Genomic DNA, 17,348 nt, shown 5'->3' with positions numbered 1-17,348 from the left:
AACACGATGCTGATGGATGCAAATAAAGCGGTGCTGGTGATTGTCGACCTGCAGGGACGATTGATGCCGGCGATCCACGATGGCGACGCTGTGCTGGCGCAGAATGTGCGGCTGGCCACGATTGCCCGGCTGCTCGACATCCCCGTGCTGGGCACCGAGCAGAACAGCGGCAAGCTGGGGCCGAACGCGCCCGGGATCGCCGCGCTGTGCCAGGACACGCTGCAGAAAACCCATTTCGGCGCCTGCGAAGACGGTTTGCAGGAACTGTTGCCAGCCGGACGCACGCAGGTGATCGTCACCGGCTGCGAAGCCCATGTCTGCATGCTGCAAACGGCAATCGGGCTATTGGAACGCGACTACGACGTGATCATCGCCATCGATGCCGTCGGCTCGCGCCTGCAGTCCAGCCGCGATGCGGCACTCAGCCGGCTGGCGACCCTGGGCGCGCAATTGCTGACGGTGGAAATGCTGGCCTTCGAGTGGCTGCGCGACTGCCGCCATCCCCGTTTCCGCGAGGTGCTTGCCCTGATTAAATAGCGGGTCGGCCTTACGCGAGATCAAACGCCTCAGGCTGCCGTTTGCTAGCTTGACAGGGTAGCCGCAGCGTCTTGCGGCGCCTGTTTCAATCGAGCAAGGGGATCGTCATGGCCTATATCCTGCGAGGCAAACTGTGCGGCTTGATCTGTGCAGAGTGTCCGGAAAACCTGTCGCATGTCATCGTACGCCTGTACCGTGTGCGCGATACGCAGAACGCCACGGCGCTGGCCGTGGCCAGTGCCAAGGAAACCTTCGCCATCCTCAGGGACGAAGACGTCGAGGCCAAGACGCCGTTCTTGCTGGCCGAGGCGCGCACCGATGCCGATGGCAACTACAGTTTTACCATCGACGAGGAGACGCAATACCAGGGCGAGGCGGTCGAGGTCGACGTGCTGTGCCCCACCGTGCCGCACCTGAAGCCCGGGCCGCGAGAGCCGGTACCGCTGCAGTTTTCCATCACCATCATCCAGCCGCGCTGGCGCCGCGCCGGCGAGGATTTCCTGGCCATCTGGGACTATTGCCTGCCGCACCGGTTCTGGTGTTTGATCCGCGCGCGCTTTGGCGCCTGGACCATCTGCGGCATGCTGCGCACCTGCGCCGCGCCGCATGCGCCGATCGCCGGCGCCACCGTGCGCGCGTTTGACGCCGACTGGCTGCAGGACGACGCCCTGGGCGACGCCGTGACGGACGCGAGCGGCCGCTTTCGCATCGACTACCTGGCGTCGGACTTTACCCTCACGCCCTTCTCGCCCGTGATCAATATCGAGTTTGCCGGCGGCCCCGATGTGTACTTCACGGCCCAGCTGGGCGGCGTGACCATTCTGTCGGAACCGCAATCGGCCGGACGCCAGCCGGGCCGCGAAAACGTCGGCCACTGCTTCTGCGTGGAATTGTGCTCGAGCGAAGTCTTGCCACCCGACGTGGAAGCCGTGCCGCACTGGCAACAGGTCGAGGTGTTCGATATCCACCCGTTTCCGTCGCTGCCCGGCTTTTCGCCACAGGGTTATGCGGGCGGCCCCATCCAATCCTATGTCTTTGGCGGCGCCGTCACCCTGAAAGGCAATTGCCCGCTGCGCAATAGCGCCATTCCCGCCAATGCGCTCGAATACCGCTTCCTGGTCGGCGAGTGGACCTGGCCCGGCGGCACCGAAGATCCCGCCGCCCTGCCCTCGGTGGCACCCGCCAGCCTGGCGCCGCTGACGCAGATGCTCGGCACCCATGTGGGCTATGTGTTCTACACGAACGGCCTGGGACTGGGCGACTCCGCACCGGTCTTCGTCGACACGGCCGACCTGCAGGCGGGTGGCTGGATACGGGTCGACAACAAGGCGGTGACGGTCGACATGCGCGACGGCACCACCTCGGTCGTCAATGTCGGTACCGGCAATTTCCTGCGCACCTTTGACCTGCTGGTGGTCAATACCGATGCCATCACCAGCCTGCATCCGCCCAAGCTGCCGGGCGGCCTGCCGATTCTGGACGCGGGCCGCAGCCTGGCCAGCACCGAAAGCGAACCCGTGCGCCGCTACCGTCTTGGCTTCGAGGTGCGCGACGCCACCACCCTGGCGCTGGTGGCCAGCGACGGCCTCGATTCCATCGTCTTCGACAATTCACCGGTGATTGTCGCGCTGGACCTGGAAGAGCTGCGCAGCAATGCCTGCAACCCGATCGCGGGCGGCGTGGTGCATATCCTGTACACGATAGACCACCCGCATCTGCGCTTTTTCAATGTGACGATTTCCAACAACAACGGCATCACCCATCCGCCGCCACCGCTGCCGGCCGCCAATTTCACGCCACCGCCACCGGCCAGCAATTACCTGTTCCGCGGCGGCGCGGGCGGCCCCCATCTGTCGGGCAATAACGGCGGCTTCCCCGTCAACGTGGCGTTTGATGCGCCCTGCGCCTACCGGGTGGCGATCAGCTGGCAGACGCGGCACTACCTGGCTTCGCCGCACAGCATCGACCGGCTGTACTGCAAATAGTCTTGCAAAAAGCAGCTCAGAAGTAGCGCACCCAGGCTTTGTTCGAGGTGCGCTTGTAGTTGGCAAACGCGCGGCAGGGCCAGTACAGCAGCGGCATCAGGGCCAGCGCGATCAGCCACACCTGCCACACATGCTCGACGCCATAGCGGCCGCCATGGTTGGCGCCCAGCACGGCCGTAAGAGTTTTTCCGATGATCAACAGCAGGTACAGGTGCAGCAAATAATAGAACATCGGCGCGCCGCCAAAGGTGGCGCAGGCGCGCACGAACCAGTTGTCCAGGGTTTCCAGCCAGGCCAGGCCCAGCAGGCCCAGGCCCAGGGTGAACAGCAGGAAGTCCAGCGACGGCGGATACTTGGTGAAGTTCAGCACGCTCATCGCCGTCTGCAAGGCCGTCTCGCCGGCCACCCACGGCAGGGTTTCACCGTAAATATTAAAACCGCGCAGCACGGCCAGCAGCAGCAAACAGCCTGCGCCCAGCGCCAGCAGCCAACGGCGCCGCCCTGCCAGGCCAAGGCTGCGCGCATACAGGGGGCCGGCCGCGTAGCCGAGCACGATCACGCCTATCCACGGCAGCAGCGGATAGCTGACCTTGATTTTCATGGCCCCGTCGGCCACCAGATAGCCGCGCTGCAGCAGCACCGTCAGCAGATAGTAGGCCAGGCTGCCCTCTTCCGCATGCAGATCGGTAAACAGATGCTGGCCGGCGACGATCGCCACGCCCAGCACCAGCAATACCGCCAGGGGCAAGCGGTGCAGCACGGCCAGCGCCATCATGGCCAGGCCGATCACCCAGATCACCTGCAGGTACAGCACCGCCGGCGGAAACGCGCCGTTCCAGGCGAAATTGACGAACACCAGTTCCAGCACCACCAGCAGCAGGCCGCGCTTGAACAGGAAGCCGGTGGCGCTGCGCGGGCCTGCCGCCGGATGGGCGTACAGCCAGGCCGACAGGCCCGTCAGGAACACGAACATCGGCGCACAAACGTGGGCCGCCATGCGCGTGAAAAACAGGGCCGGGTCGACGGTGGACGCATCCATCGGATCGCCGACCTGGTGATGCAGGAACACGGTTTCGCGCACATGGTCGAACAGCATGATCAGCATCACCAGGCCGCGCATCACGTCGATCACGGCGATGCGGGCGCGCAGGGGGATGGGAGTGAGAGTAGCGTTTACAGTCATTAAATCATGAGGAATGTTGGTGGGAGGATGGCGTTATTTAACCCAACGGCGGAGACTGGGGGTTAAACATATCAAAACCTGTAATGCGCATTCAACGTCACCGTCCGCTCCGCCCCCGGCGCCACCCACAGCGGGCTGTAGGAACTGGCGTAGTAGCTGCGGTTGAACAGGTTTTCCACATTCAGCGACAGGCGCAGCTTCGCGGTCGGTGAGTACGAGGCCAGCAGCTTGGCGGTGGTATAGGCCGGCAAGGTGAAGTTGCTGCTGACGGCCACGTCACCGAGGCGCTCGCCCACGTATTGCAGGCCGCCACCGACGCTGGCCGTGCCGCTGCCCAGGATGAACTGCTGGGTGGCAACGATATTGGCGCTGTGGCGCGCCACGTTGGCAAAACGGCTGCCGGTAACGATGGTATTGTCGCCACGCGTGACGGTGGCGTCCGTGTAGGCATAGGCGCCCGAGACGCGCAAGCCGCGCGCCAGTTCGCCCGACACGTCCAGCTCCAGCCCGCGGCTGCCCACTTCGCCGGCGGCGATGGCGAAATCGGTATTGAGCGGATTGGTGGTCAAGACATTGCGCTTGCTGATGTCATACACGGCCAGGGTACCCGTCAGCTTGCCGGTGTCCAGTTTCGCGCCCAGTTCGTACGAGCGGCTCTGCTCGGCCGGGAACGCCTGGTTGGCTATGCTGATGCCGCTGTTGGGCCGGAAACCCTTGGCGGCGCTGGCGTACAGCGACCACGCTTTCGACGGCTGGTAGACCAGGCCCACGCGCGGGCTGGTGGCCGACAGCGACTGATTATTGCTCACTTTGAGGCGATTGTTCGTCACATCCTGGTCATAGCTGTCGTGGCGCACGCCGACCAGCGCCTTCCATTGCGCACCCAGGTCGATCTGGTCCTGCGCATACAGGCCGTGCGCCTTCTGCCCCTCTTGCGTATCGATCGACAACGCCAGCGGATCGGCCACGCCGCCATACACCGGGGCAAAGATATCGATCGCGTAAGCATTGCCGGCGGACGGGTTGCGGCGCAGCTGCACCCGGTGGTCGTCGAAATGGTAGGCGTCCACGCCCAGCAGCACTTCATGCTTGAACGCGCCCGTGGTCAGCTTGCCCAGCAGTTCGATGCGTCCCGACACATCGGTCGAGGAAAAATCGCGGTGGCGGCGCTGGCGGCGCAAGGTGCGTCCGTCCGCCAGCAGGTTGTTCGCCTCGCTCGAATAGCCCGTCAGTTCGCTGTCGCGGTAGGACAGCCCGGCCTGCAATATCCACTCGCCAGACAGATCGTGATGGATGAACAGCTGCTGGCCCAGCGACTTGACCGTCATCGGACCATCATTCGGCTCGCCGAGGAAGCGCGACACGGGCACCACGCCCAGCTTGCCATTGACGGCCAGCACGCCGCGGTCGAACGGCGCGCGCTGGCGCACGGCTTCGATCTCGTAGGACACCGTCGTATGGTCGCCCAGCAGCCAGATGAACGATGGCGAAAAGATGCTGCGCTCGACCTTGAGCGTGTCGCGGAAGCTGTCGCCCTGTTCATGCGCGGCGTTCAGGCGATAAGCGACGGTGTCGCTCAGGGGGCCGGTCAGGTCGACGGCGGCGCGCTTCATGTTGAAGCTGCCCAGCGAAACATCGGCGCTGTATTCGGGCACGAATTTCGGCTTCTTGGTGGTGATATTGACGGTGCCGCCCGGCTCGCCCCGGCCATACAGGGCCGACGCCGGCCCCTTGAGCACCTCGATGTTCTGCGTATTGGCCGCGTCGCGCATGCCGTTGTAGCCACGGCTGGAACTGAAACCGTTGACCATATAGTCGGAACCGAAATTCGGGTCGCCCGTAAAGCCGCGCATGGCATAGCTGTCCCACAGGCCGCCCAGCGGGCTTTGCTTGGCAATGCCACTGGACAATTCAAGCGCACCGGCCAAATTCGTCACGCCCGCATCGCGCAGCAAATCGCCGGTCAGCACGCGCACGCTCTGCGGCAAATCCATCAGCAAGGCGTCGGTCTTGGTGGCGCCGGTGGCCGACAGGCTGCGGTAATGCTGGCGCTCGGCTTTCACGTTCACCACCTCCGGGATATGGCTGTGGCCGGTGGTGTCTTCGGCGGGCACGGGATCGGCGGCCAGCGCCAGGGGGCTGGCGGCGGCGAGCAACAGTGCGGCGGGGCGGCGTAAAAATCGGGATGGAGACATGAGCTTCCTGAAAACAGTCAATGAAATGCAATAGGCTTGCATTGTAATTGATAATCGATTCTCACTAAAGACCTGAAGGCATTTTTTTCTGGCCTCATCCAGGCAGGCGCGGCAGGCGTCCATACGCTAGCGGTTTCTGCTCATCACAGGCAATTATCGCCTAACCATCATCTGCTGAGCGTCTTGCGGCAACACGACCTGTCCGCCACTGGCTTCGGCAGGCCGTGCCGACACTGCAAGCGTAGCAGGCAAACGCGTCTGTTGGTCTATATAGCTCTCAAGACCCGCCTGGTTATAAACACGTTTAACGAATCATTCCGGCTTTTTCGCCTGCCATTTTTTCATCGCCTGAGTCTGCGTTTCGTTATTCACAGCACCCTGCAGGATGCTGCGGTTATAGCCAGCATTCATCGAGTATCCTGGCGTAAATGAGGTATCTTAATGGCTATGCGGCGTACCCGTAGCCGCATCCTGCACCACCGCCCCCCGCTCGCTCGCCAATCGCTTGGCCAGCAATTTCCCCGCATTGTCCGCGTACGCGCGGCAGGCGCCCGCGTCGACAAAGGGATTGTGCTCGCTGGTGCGCCCGGCGGCTTTTTCCAGCACCTTGGTCATGCCCGGGTGCACGGAGATAATCACGTCGCACGGCAAAGCGGCAACCTTGTCTATGCTGGCCTGGAACGAGGCCGAGATATCGGGCGTTTTGCCCTTGCCGGTAAAGGTGAAGTCGCCGCTGGAATAGGCGTTCAGGCTGTCGGCGTAGACGATATTCTTGCAACGCTGGTCCTCGCACGATTGCCACGTCCAGGTGGTGGCGCCGGGCGTATGGCCGGGCGTCATATGGGCTGTGAGCGCCAGTTTCCCCAGCTTGACGACGTCGCCCTCTTTTACCACGGTGACCTGGTCGACCTTGGCCACCCGCACCACCGGCTTGGCCTGGTATTGCGGATCGTCACGGCCGTTGGTACCGCTCTGCAGCACCTGTGCGCCCGAGGCGCTGGCCACCACGGTGGCGCCGCTGGCGCGCTGCAACGCCGCGATGCCGCCCGCATGGTCCCAGTGCGCGTGGGAATTGAGGATCAGCTTGACGTCTTTCATGCTGAAACCCAGCGACTCGATGTTAGCCTGGATCAGCGGCGCCGATTGCGGCAGCGCGCCGTCGAGCAGGATATGGCCGCCGTCACTGGTGACCAGCACGGCGGACAAGCCCGCCACGCCCACATACCAGGTATTGCCGTAGATATTGAACGGCTTGACGGGCGCATTCCACGCCTTGCAGTCGTCGCAGTTCACCGGCACATCCTGTGCCTGCGCCATGCCCGCCGCCGTCATCGCCACCACCACCAACAGTTTTGCCAATCTCGTCATTATTATTCTCCAGGGTTAAAAATAGGTATTGGAAGCCAGCGCGGTGCGGATATGGGCCGCATCGAGGCCGCGCCGCTCGGCGCCGTCGGCATCGAGCAGCACCACGGTGACATGCTTGCCGCCACTCTTCATGCGCATGGTCAGGCAACTGCCGGCCTCGTTGCTGCTGCCGGTTTTCGACAGCGCGATGTCCCAGCCGGCATGGCCGACCAGCGCATTGGTGTTGTGCAGGGTGCGCGGCCTGCCGTTGACGGCCACGCTCGCTTGCGCGGCCGTGGTGATGCGGGCGATCTCGGGATAGCGCGCGGCCGCCGCCACGATGCGCGCCACTTCGGTGGCGGTCGAGGTGTTGGCCGGCGAGGTGCCGACCGGGTCGTCCAGGGTCGTGCGTTTCAGGCCCAGGCTGCGGATCTTCGCTTGCAGCGCCAGGTCAAACGCCGCGCGGCCACCGGGATAAGTACGCGCCAGGGCGGCGGCGGCGCGGTTTTCGGACGGCAGCAGCGCCAGTTGCAAGGCCACCGAACGCGGCACTTGCACGCCGTCGGCCAGCACGCCACGGCGCTGGCTGGGCTCGCCATCGGCGCGCACGATGCGCAGTGTTTCATCGGGGTCGAGGCCGGCGTCGAGCACCACCATGGCCGTCATCAGCTTGGTGATCGAGGCGATCGGCACGATGGCATCGGCGTCCTTCGCCATCAGCACCTTGCCGCTGGCGTCGTCGATCACCAGCATATGGCGGGCATTGACGGGCAGCGCCAGCATGCTGGCGGCGGCAAGCCGTATCGGCGGCGCGGACGGGCGCGGCGCCTGGGCCAGCAAGGTGGAACCGGCCAGCAGCATGGCCGGCAGCGCCAGTTTCCAGCCCGCCCTGCCCGGCATCAGCGTGGGCGCGGGCGCCATCAGGCGCTGGATGCGCATGAGCAAGGTGCCGCCGCGCGCCGACAGCAACAAGCCATCGTGCCCAGGCGTTGCTGGCTGCAAAGAGAGCTGGTGTAGCGCACTGACCAGCTGGGCCGGATCCTGCAAGGACTGCGCCGCCAGCGCATCGGCCACCAGTTCGCGTTCGATCCGCAGGCGCGCCGACAACCACCACACCACGGGATGGAAGAACAGCAGCGCTTCGGCCACGCTCTGCAACAGGTTGACCAGGTAATCCCAGCGCCGCACATGCGCCAGTTCGTGCGCCAGCAGGGCTTCCAGCAAAGGCACCGGCATGCCGCTCAGCAAGGACGCCGGCAGCAGCACCAGCGGACGGAAAAAGCCGACCGTCACCGGACTGGCCAGCGCCGCATGCAGCCTGAGCGGGACCGGGGAACGCAGACCCATGCGCAAGGCCAGCGCATCGAGGCGCTGCTGCCAGATGGCCGGTGCGGCAATGGCCTGGCGGCGCAGCCGGGCGACCCAGGCCAGGCCCAGCAACAGGCGCAAGCTCATCAAGGCCACGCCTGCGCTCCAGGCCAGCACCAGCGACGGCATCCACGCGTTCAGCAGCGTCGAAGAAAAGGCGGAGGACGGCGGCGCTACGGCGCCGAGCAGATACAGCAGATGCGTCAAAGGAATGACCAAGCACGCCAGCAGCGCCAGCGCGCACACCGCATGGCGGGCACGCGCGTCAGCGCCTCGCAGCAGCCACAGGGCCACGGCTGCCAGCGCGCCGACCGCCAGTCCCTGCCAGACAAAATACAGCAGCGACCAGCCCAGTGCGGGAATCAGCATGGCCAGGTTCATGGCTTGCCCGCATCCTTGTTGCGCAGGATTTTTTCGATTTCCAGCCGGTCCGCGTCGCTGACATGCTCGCGCAGGGCGGTCAGCACCAGTGCCTTGCCGGAACCGGCAAACACCTTGCCGATCAGGTCCTTGAGCAGGCTGGTCTGCACTTTTTCCTGCGCTTCCACAGCGCAGTATTGCTGAGGCCGCCGGCTTTCATCGCGGCTCAGCAGGCCTTTGCCATGCATCAGTTGCAGCTGGCGCAATACGGTGGCGTAACTGGCGTCGGCACGCTCGAGCGCAAGAAAATCATAGACGGCACGCGCGTCCAGCGGACCGTGCTGCCAGAGGATGCGCAGCAGCTCCAGTTCGGCTGCGGTAGGTGTGGGGAGTGGGCTATGTTTTGACATGACGCCAGCATACCCATACTAGAACTTTATGTCTAGAACTTTATTTCTACTCCGGATGTACCTGCGTCAGAAGTCGCGCAACTGGTCGAATAATTCATACAGGCGTTCCTGCCGCACCAGCACGGCCCCCTGCTCTCCCAGCTCCTGTTCCAACTGTTTCAATACATCGACCAGCACGCTGTAGATTTCCTCGCGCTCGACGGTTTCGATCATGCCGGAGCGGTCCATCTTGTTGAAATCCACGGTATAGGCCGTCACCATGGCGTCCAGCGCGGCGGCAGCCTCGGCCGCCGGCATGGTGGCGTCGATGGCACGCGTGGCGGCCAGCAGGTTCTTGTAGGCCAGCGCCGCCTTCTTTGCCTGGGCTGCCGAAATCTGCTCTCTGCCATCCCAGTCGCGAAACGGATTGTGCAGGTTCTCGGCCAGCCATTCCGGTTTGCGAGGCTTGCTGATCGACAAGTCCAGCCCCTGCGCCGCCGCTTTCTTGTACACCGTCTTGACGGCCTTGGCGACATCTGCCGACACGCTGGTCATCCACAGCTGCGACAGCTTCGGCAATTGTTCAGGTGCGGGGAACTCGTCGGCGCCGAAGCCGAACACATCAAACGTGGTCAGCATCTGCAACTGCGTCAGCTGCGCGATGCTGTGGAAATTGCTGGCATTGCCGGGCTTGCCCCAGATGCGCAACTCCCTCAGTTGAGGAAAGCGTCGGACCACCGGCGCCAGGTCGACCTCCGTGACGCCGGTCAGCGACAACGCGCCCAGGCGGTCCAAGCCTTGCAGGACCGGCATGTTCTCCACGCACTGCAAAGTCAGGTCGCGCCCCTGCTCCGCCTGCTCGACCCGCAACTGCGGCGACGGCATGGCCGTCAGCGAGAACAGGTACAGCTCGGGATTGAGGCGCACCTTGGCAACCCCATCGGGCTGCAGGATAAAACGGTTCAGGCGGGTGGCGCTGACGTCGATATCGGTGACGGTCGACGATTGCCAGTCCAGCTCGTTGATAAACGGATGCCGCTGGATATACGCCATCAGCTCGGGCGTGCCCTGCTTCGTTTCGATGTTCATCAGGCAAGGCAACCGGTCCAGTTCGGACAAGTCCTTGATGGCGTCCAGCACGCTGTCGTTGATGCGGGTCGCGTCCTGCTTGAAGACATGGCCGCCGACGGTCACCTGCTTGTCGCTCGATGCGGCCTGGAATTGCGCGCGCCGTTCGGGATCAATTTTCTCCCAGTTGCGCTGGCGCGCCATGCTGGCGCCCACGTCCCAGCCGAACTTGTAGGTGTTGACCTCCTCTTCCACCAGCGGGGGCACATTGGCAATGAACACGTGGTCGGGCGGCACATTGGCCGTCACAAAGCCGTGATCGAGGCGGTCCCGGATGAAAAAATAGCTGTAGCGCAAGGGCCGCATGCGGCTGGCGGCCGCCGCGTCGGGCAAGGCATCGCCGCTCCAGTCCAGTTCCAGCACGGCCGCCAGCGGCGTGCCCCTGGGCGACGACGCCGGCTTGAGCTGGGTGACCTGACACGCCACGTATTGCTGCAGCTCCATTGAAAACACACTGTAGATATCGCCGACATTTGCTAGCACCATGGCTCCTTGTTAAGCTCAATGTCGGACCATAGCAAACTTCAGGCACGGCTGTCGTCCTGCTCAGTGCGCATGGAGCTTGTGATGCATGCGCCGCAGCCCCAGCCATACACCGGCCGCCACGAACGGCACCAGCGCGCCGACCAGGATTTCCGGATTGAGCGGCAAGCCCATCACCTTGGCCGCCTTGCCCGTATAGCTGAACAGGCCGATCACATAGTAGGAAATGGCCGCCACCGACAAGCCTTCGACGGCCTGCTGCAGCCGCAATTGCTGGGCGGCACGTTCGTTCATCGATTGCAGGATTTGCCGGTTCTGCAATTCCTGCACGATGCCGACGCGGGTGCGCAGCAAGTCATTGGTATTGGCGATGCGCTGGGCCATCGCTTCCTGGCGGCTGGCCATCGCTTCGCAGGTGCTCATGGCCGGCGTCAGGCGGCGGTCCATGAATTCCTCGACCGTCGGTATGCCCTCGATGCGCACTTCGCGCAGCTCCTCGATGCGGGCCCGGACCAGGCCCATATAGGCTTTCGAGGCGGAAAAACGGTAGCTATTGTCGAGCGACAGCTTTTCGATGCGGGCCGCCAGGCGCGTGATGCGGTCGAGCAAGGCCTGCTCGGAGACGCCGTCATCGCCGCGCGCATTATCGGTCTCGACCATGGCGGCGGCCAGGGTCGCCAGCTCGTTTTCAATCGCGTTCAGCGATGGCGCGGCCTGCATGGCGTAAGGCAGGCCCAGCAAGGCAAACATGCGGTAGGTTTCGATTTCCAGCACGCGCTGCACCAGGCGCCCCGATTGCTGCGAGCGCATGCCCGCGTCGCGGATAATGAAGCGGCTGAAGCCGTCGGACTGAATGGTGAAATCGGTCCACAGTTCGCCACCCTGCAGCACTTCGCTGCCGACCAGGGTATTGCCTTCGAAAACCTTGGCCAAACCCTGCATGTAGGCGTCGGCCGGCTCGACGGCGCGCTCGAGCACCACGTGCGCCGCCACCATCAGCTTGCCTTTCAGGCCGGCCAGCCACTGCTGCGGCAATTGTTCGAGCGGCATCGACTCGAACGCTTGCGCCAGCGGCACGGGAGCATCGGGATGCTCGGCAAAGGTAAACGTGGCAAATTCCGTATGGCATTCCCACTTCAGGCGGAAACGGCCGAAGTCATAATAAAAATACTTCGCTTCGCTGCTGGGGCCGGTAACGCCGAAATGTGTGCACAGCGCCGCCAGGGTGGCGTGCTGGGCCTGCATGTTGGACACACCCGTAGCGGGCTGGTCGTTGCTGTAGACGGCCAGGTGGGTGATCAGTTCCGGTGCATCGAGCTGCAAAAAGGGCCGCGAATGGATTTCCGCGGCCAGCGGCACGCGCAAGGCGTGGTTAAGACTGGAGTTAATAAGGTGCATGGATCTGCCAATAAAGTTACAAAGCTGCCTGGCCCCGTGCAGGCGGCCGATAGTGACAGTGTAACAAAGCGGCATGCATGCCTGACTATTAGTTGCTTTTGACCGCCCTAGTCGACCCGTGAGCGGCCGCCTGGCGCGTGCCCAGCCACCAGAAGAAACCGGCCAGGACGACGGCCGCCGCCTGCCCCAGCGCCAGCTTGAAGCCGCTATCGAACAGCAGCGGCGCGACAAAGCCGGACACCAGCGCAAACAGCACCATCTGCACGAAATTCTGCAAGGAGGCGGCCAGGCCGCGCATCCGCGGGAAAATATCGAGAGTGGACATGGTCATGCCCGGCAGCGCGATCGACATGCCGAAGGCATACAGCGCCACCGGCACCACGGCAAACGGGATGCTGGCGACAAACCAGTGGTTGTACGCCATGTTCAGCACGCCGGTGGCCGCCATTACCAGCAGGCCGCGCCGCACCAATATAGCGCTCGGCACCGAGTGGGCCAGCTTGCCGGACAGCGCCGAGCCCAGCACCAGGCCCGCCACCATCGGCACGAACATCCAGCCGAACGCCGTTTCGGGCAGGCGCAGCAGATCCAGGATGAAATGCGGCGCCGACGCGATATACAGCGCGAAGCCGCCAAACGCAAACGCCACCGCCAGCGAGCGCAGCAGAAACACCTTGTGCCGCAGCGCCTGCCAGTAATTGGCGGCGATGGTGCCAGGATGAAACGGCTGGCGCTGGGCGGCCGGCAAGCTTTCCGGCAAGCCCTTCAAACAGGCCAGCATCAGCAGCACGGTGACGGAAAACGTAAACACAAAGGTCGACTGCCAGCCGTAGGCGACATGCAGCCAGCCGCCGATAATCGGTGCGATGGCGGGCGCGATGCCGAACACCATCATGATATTGGCCAGCATCTTTTGCGCGGCCGCACCGGACAGGGTATCTCGCACGATGGCCTGGCCGATCACCCTGCCCGCGCCGGCCGAGGCGCCCTGCATGCCGCGGAAAAACAGCAGCCAGCCAAAGCTGGGGGCAAACGCGGCGCCGATCGAGCCGACGGCGAACAGCAGCAGGGAGCCGAGAATCACGGGACGGCGGCCGAACGAGTCGGACAAGGTGCCGTAAAACAAGGTCATGAAGGCATAGGCGGCCAGGTAGACGCTCAGGGTCTGCTGCACCAGCACGCTGCTGACATCGAAATGGGTGGCGATCGCCGGGAACGACGGCAAAAAGGTATCGGTGGCGAACGGGCCCAGCATGGCCAGGCCCGCCAGCACCAGGGTCAGGTTGCGGGCCTTCATGCGGCCACCTCTGCCGTGTATCGGGCCCGCATGCCGTCCAGCGCGGCCAGCGAAAACTGCGCCACGTGGCTGGCGATGGCGGCGATGCCCGCCTGGTCATAGGTGATTTCAGGCGCCACCAGTTCATGCACGATGCGCGAGCGCGCATAGAACACGGCCTGGCCGATCACGCTGAACACGCATTTCTGCACGCTATCGGCCGGCATGGCCTCGCCCACCACGCCACGGATCAGACCGGTAAACAGCGCGTGCTGCGGGCGTACATTGCGCTCGGCCAGCTTGTGAATGGCGGCGGTCGGTTCCAGCAGTTCGCGCGCCACCAGGCGGCTGAACAGCGTGGCCGACCCGCCGCGCAGCATGTCGGACACCAGCGCTTCGATGGCCAGGCGCAATTGCTCGGCAGGCGGCAGGTTGGCCGCCGCGCTGGCCTCGGCTACCGTTGGCGCCGAAGCCGCTGCCAGTTCGCGCGCATGGTCGAAGGCGGCCAGGTGCAGCTCTTCCTTGCTGTGAAAATAGTAATTGACCATCGCCACGTTGACCTGGGCGGCCTCGCAAATCTTGCGCACCGAGGTGCTGGCATAGCCATGTTCGGCAAACAGCTCGGCCGCTGTTTGCAAGATGCGGGCGCGTGCGGGTTCGGTATTGTTTTCGATGGTCATGATGTATGGATGAATTAAACAGTTGTTTGAGATCATATCAAACAACTGTTTAATTTTCAAGCAGACGTAAAAAAACCCGGCGCACCGGGTTTTAGGAAAGCAACGATCAGTGCTGCATCGAATGCGCCGCCGGGGCGCCGCCCAGCGGACGCGCCACGGCATTGACTTCGATGGTTTCACGTTTCTTGTCCTCGCCTTCCAGCACCAGAGTCAGCGGCACTTTGTCGCCCGCCTTGACCTGGCCCTTGAGGTCGAGCAGCATCACATGATAGCCGCCCGGCTTCAGCTCGACCGCCTTGCCGGCCGGCAGCGCGAGTTCCTTGACCTGGCGCATGCGCATCATATTGTCGCTCATGCTCATCTCATGGATTTCGGCCACGCCCGCCACGGCGCTGCGCACTTCGACCAGGCGCATGGCTTTCGGCGCCGTGATCTGCATGAAGGCGCCGGTCGCCTTTTGTTGCGCCACGGTGGCGCGCACCCACGGCTCGGTGACGGTAACGGCGCTTTGCGCGGCGGCGGAGAATGACAGCACGGCCAGGGTGGCGGCAACAACGGTTTTCAAGTGAAACATGATGTGATCCTTTCAGGGGATTTATAAGGTGTATTTGGCGGTCATCAGAGTCTTGATGTCTTGCGCGCATTCGTCAGCCGTCAGCTGGTGCTTGAGGCCGAGGCGCATGCGCCCTTCCTTGTCGAGCACGTAGCTGACGGCCGTGTGATCCATGGTGTAGGAACTGCCGCTGACCACGCGGCGGTAGAACACCTTGTAGTTGAAAGCGGTCTGGGCAGTGGCTTGCGGATCGGTGCGCAGCCCCAGGAAGCTCGGATCGAAGGCGCGCATGTATTCGCCCAGCAAGGCCGCCGTATCGCGCTCGGGATCGATGCTGATGAAGATCACTTGCAGCTTGTCGGCATCCGGCCCCAGCTTGTTGCGGATTTCGACGGCGCGCGACAGCGCCGTCGGGCACACGTCCGGACATTGGGTAAAGCCGAAGAAGACCATCACATACTTGCCCTTGAAGTCGGCCAGGGTGTAGACCTTGCCGTCGGGGCCGCTCAACTTGAAGTCGGGCTTGTAATCGCCACCGGTCAGGTCGATGCCGTTGTAATGGGGTTTGGGTTCTGGCTCGCCGCAGGCGGCAAGCGTCAGCATGCCCGCCGTGCCGGCGAGAAGGAATAAGCGACGTTTCATATGATATCAGGCCCGATGGGCGTAGTACTGCATAAAGATGGTGCCGCGTGGCGGCGGGAAAGACGGTAACTCAGGCGGCCGCAGGTGGCCCGCGCGGGCGCGCGCCGCGCCAGGCAAACTGCGGCAGCAAGGCCTGGCAGAATCGCGGCGGATACGCATCGTGTCCCTTGATCACGGCGACCAGCGGCGGCGGCGCTGGCGGCAAGGCCAGGCTGCCCGCATGGTGCATGCAGTACAGGCAATGTTCGATATGCTGGGGCTGCGGACCGGATGGGGGCGCCAGGTCGGCCTGCGTGTAGACGGCGCCGCTGGCCGAGCAGATCTCGACGGCGGCACTGCCCTGGCTGGCCGCAAACGCATGCGACAAAGACGGCAACAGGGCATTGAGCAGCAGCGCCAGGCAGGCGAACCACAGACTCCACTGCTTGCGCTGTAAAAAATGTCCCATGCCGCGATTATAGCGGAGTATCACAGCGCGGGCCCTGGCCCGCCGAGGAACAGGCCGGGGCGCACGCCGGCCACATCGGTGCAGGCATCGCAAAACGCGGGCACCGAGGCAAAGCCGGAACCGGCCGCCACTTCCGCCAGCCCCCGCTCGTCGCCAAGATCGGCTTGCGCCGCCGTATGCAGGGCATGCGCCAGCCGCTGTTCGCGCACCAGGCTGAGCAAGGCTTCGCCTTCGGCAAACAGGCGCGAGCGCGCCTTGTGCGGCGTCACCTGCCACAGCGCGGCCAAACGGGCGGCCGTCCACTGGCCTTGCGGCGACTGGAAAATATGCCGGGCCAGCGCGCGGCTCCAGCGCTTGCCACCGCCATGATCTGCCGCTGTCTCTGCCTCGTCCTGTTCCAGCGCCAGGCTGAACACGGCCGGCTTGCCGCGGCCCGGCATCACGTCGCAGGCAAAGCGCAAGAAGGCGGGCACGACAAAACTGTCGCCGCTGCCCAGCTTTTTGACGGCGATTTCATTGTGCAGTGTCACAAAACCCTGGCGCACGGTGACGCGCAGGCGCAGCGGAAAACGCAGGCCCAGCAAGTGTTGCGGATGATGGGAAACCAGGGCCATGCGTCAGCTCGCTTGATAATGACAGCGCCCAGCATGCCATGCTTTGCGCGCGCCGTCTGTCATCACAGCGACGCCACGCCGTAATGGCGCAAGCCGTCCAGGTCGACCACGCGGATGGCCTGCCAGGCGATGCTGATCAGGCCCAGCTCGGCCAGCCGGCCCAGCGCCAGGTTCACGCGCTGGCGCGAGATGCCGGTCAGCATGCCGATTTCTTCCTGCGACAACGCAAGCACGCTGGAAGTGCGCGGATATAGCATCGGGTGAAACAGCTGCGCGATCGCCTGCGCCACCTGCGCATCGACGTCCAGCAGGCGCTGGTTCTGGATGGTGGCGATGAATTGGCCCATGCGCTCGTTGAGCTGGCGGATCACATAGGCATTGAAGGACAGGCTTTCGGCCAGCAGGCGGTGGAACAGCTCGGCCGGCACCAGCAGCAGGCTGGAGGCGCGCACGGCAACCACGTCGTAGCGGCGCAGTTCACGCTTGAGCACGCTGCCCTCGCCGCACCAGCCGCCGGCCGGCACGCCCGAAAACGTGGCGCCACGGCCATCGGCGTTGTACACGGCCAGCTTGATCAGCCCCGCATGCACGCCGATCCAGTGCTGCGACGGCTCGCCGCGCCGCGTGACATACGCGCCCGCCTCGAATTGGCGCAGTTCGCTGCCGGCGCGCAGCAGCGCCTGGTGGCCGGCGTCGAGGGCGAGGAACCAGTCGTGGCTGTCGAGTTCGGGCAGATCGTGTTCCATTCCATCCTTGCTGGTC

16 protein-coding genes are annotated in these 17,348 nt (G+C 64.1%); 2 read left to right on the top strand and 14 right to left on the bottom strand.

All coding sequences use genetic code 11. From position 1 onward, the window contains the following. The first annotated feature begins 6 nt into the window (after positions 1-6). Positions 7-537 carry an isochorismatase family protein gene (locus ACP7B7_RS05960; RefSeq protein WP_308920244.1) on the top strand — a complete coding sequence of 177 codons (531 nt, stop codon included), beginning with the start codon at positions 7-9 and terminating at the stop codon, positions 535-537. Positions 538-644: 107 nt separating this feature from the next. Beyond that, entirely contained in the window at positions 645-2,522 is a 1,878-nt protein-coding gene (locus ACP7B7_RS05955; protein ID WP_308920243.1) for a hypothetical protein, read from the top strand. Positions 2,523-2,538: 16 nt separating this feature from the next. Here ACP7B7_RS05955 and ACP7B7_RS05950 read toward each other — a convergent pair whose 3' ends face one another. The 14 genes from ACP7B7_RS05950 to ACP7B7_RS05885 all read right to left on the bottom strand — a co-directional run bounded on the left by ACP7B7_RS05950 (position 2,539) and on the right by ACP7B7_RS05885 (position 17,332). Continuing rightward, positions 2,539-3,705, bottom strand: coding sequence for a DUF1624 domain-containing protein (locus tag ACP7B7_RS05950; RefSeq protein ID WP_308920242.1), 1,167 nt, complete (start codon positions 3,703-3,705; stop codon positions 2,539-2,541). Positions 3,706-3,776: 71 nt separating this feature from the next. After that, a complete protein-coding gene (locus tag ACP7B7_RS05945) occupies positions 3,777-5,900 on the bottom strand; it encodes a TonB-dependent siderophore receptor (protein ID WP_308920241.1) in 2,124 nt (707 codons plus the stop codon). Positions 5,901-6,338: 438 nt separating this feature from the next. Next, positions 6,339-7,268: a subclass B3 metallo-beta-lactamase gene (bla, locus tag ACP7B7_RS05940; RefSeq protein ID WP_308920240.1), complete on the bottom strand. Its 930-nt coding sequence runs from the start codon at positions 7,266-7,268 to the stop codon at positions 6,339-6,341. 15 nt (positions 7,269-7,283) lie between these two features. After that, entirely contained in the window at positions 7,284-8,996 is a 1,713-nt protein-coding gene (locus tag ACP7B7_RS05935; RefSeq protein WP_308920239.1) for a M56 family metallopeptidase, read from the bottom strand. Next, positions 8,993-9,385, bottom strand: coding sequence for a BlaI/MecI/CopY family transcriptional regulator (locus ACP7B7_RS05930; protein ID WP_426076018.1), 393 nt, complete (start codon positions 9,383-9,385; stop codon positions 8,993-8,995). Before ACP7B7_RS05930 ends, ACP7B7_RS05935 begins: the two co-directional genes overlap by 4 nt. Positions 9,386-9,451: 66 nt before the next feature. Beyond that, complete coding sequence (locus ACP7B7_RS05925) at positions 9,452-10,978, bottom strand: hypothetical protein (RefSeq protein WP_426076017.1); 1,527 nt, start codon at positions 10,976-10,978, stop codon at positions 9,452-9,454. Positions 10,979-11,038: 60 nt separating this feature from the next. Further along, positions 11,039-12,373, bottom strand: coding sequence for a DUF3422 family protein (locus ACP7B7_RS05920; protein ID WP_426076016.1), 1,335 nt, complete (start codon positions 12,371-12,373; stop codon positions 11,039-11,041). Positions 12,374-12,461: 88 nt separating this feature from the next. After that, positions 12,462-13,670 carry a multidrug effflux MFS transporter gene (locus tag ACP7B7_RS05915; protein ID WP_426076015.1) on the bottom strand — a complete coding sequence of 403 codons (1,209 nt, stop codon included), beginning with the start codon at positions 13,668-13,670 and terminating at the stop codon, positions 12,462-12,464. Then, positions 13,667-14,329 (bottom strand): CerR family C-terminal domain-containing protein, encoded by a 663-nt coding sequence (locus ACP7B7_RS05910; RefSeq protein ID WP_426076014.1) that lies wholly within the window; start codon positions 14,327-14,329, stop codon positions 13,667-13,669. Before ACP7B7_RS05910 ends, ACP7B7_RS05915 begins: the two co-directional genes overlap by 4 nt. A gap of 106 nt (positions 14,330-14,435) precedes the next feature. After that, on the bottom strand, positions 14,436-14,903 hold the full coding sequence (locus ACP7B7_RS05905; protein WP_308920233.1) for a copper chaperone PCu(A)C: 468 nt from the start codon (positions 14,901-14,903) through the stop codon (positions 14,436-14,438). 21 nt (positions 14,904-14,924) lie between these two features. After that, a complete protein-coding gene (locus ACP7B7_RS05900) occupies positions 14,925-15,524 on the bottom strand; it encodes an SCO family protein (protein ID WP_426076013.1) in 600 nt (199 codons plus the stop codon). Between the two features lie 70 nt (positions 15,525-15,594). Further along, on the bottom strand, positions 15,595-15,972 hold the full coding sequence (locus ACP7B7_RS05895) for a DUF2946 family protein (protein WP_308920231.1): 378 nt from the start codon (positions 15,970-15,972) through the stop codon (positions 15,595-15,597). A 20-nt stretch (positions 15,973-15,992) separates the two neighbouring features. After that, positions 15,993-16,586, bottom strand: coding sequence for a hypothetical protein (locus ACP7B7_RS05890; protein WP_426076012.1), 594 nt, complete (start codon positions 16,584-16,586; stop codon positions 15,993-15,995). Positions 16,587-16,648: 62 nt separating this feature from the next. Further along, positions 16,649-17,332 carry a Crp/Fnr family transcriptional regulator gene (locus ACP7B7_RS05885; RefSeq protein WP_426076011.1) on the bottom strand — a complete coding sequence of 228 codons (684 nt, stop codon included), beginning with the start codon at positions 17,330-17,332 and terminating at the stop codon, positions 16,649-16,651. Positions 17,333-17,348: the final 16 nt, after the last annotated feature.

The sequence above is a fragment of the Janthinobacterium sp. PSPC3-1 genome (genome assembly GCF_049896105.1).
Lineage (GTDB): Bacteria > Pseudomonadota > Gammaproteobacteria > Burkholderiales > Burkholderiaceae_D > Janthinobacterium.
This window is presented reverse-complemented; position numbering and strand designations above follow the sequence as displayed.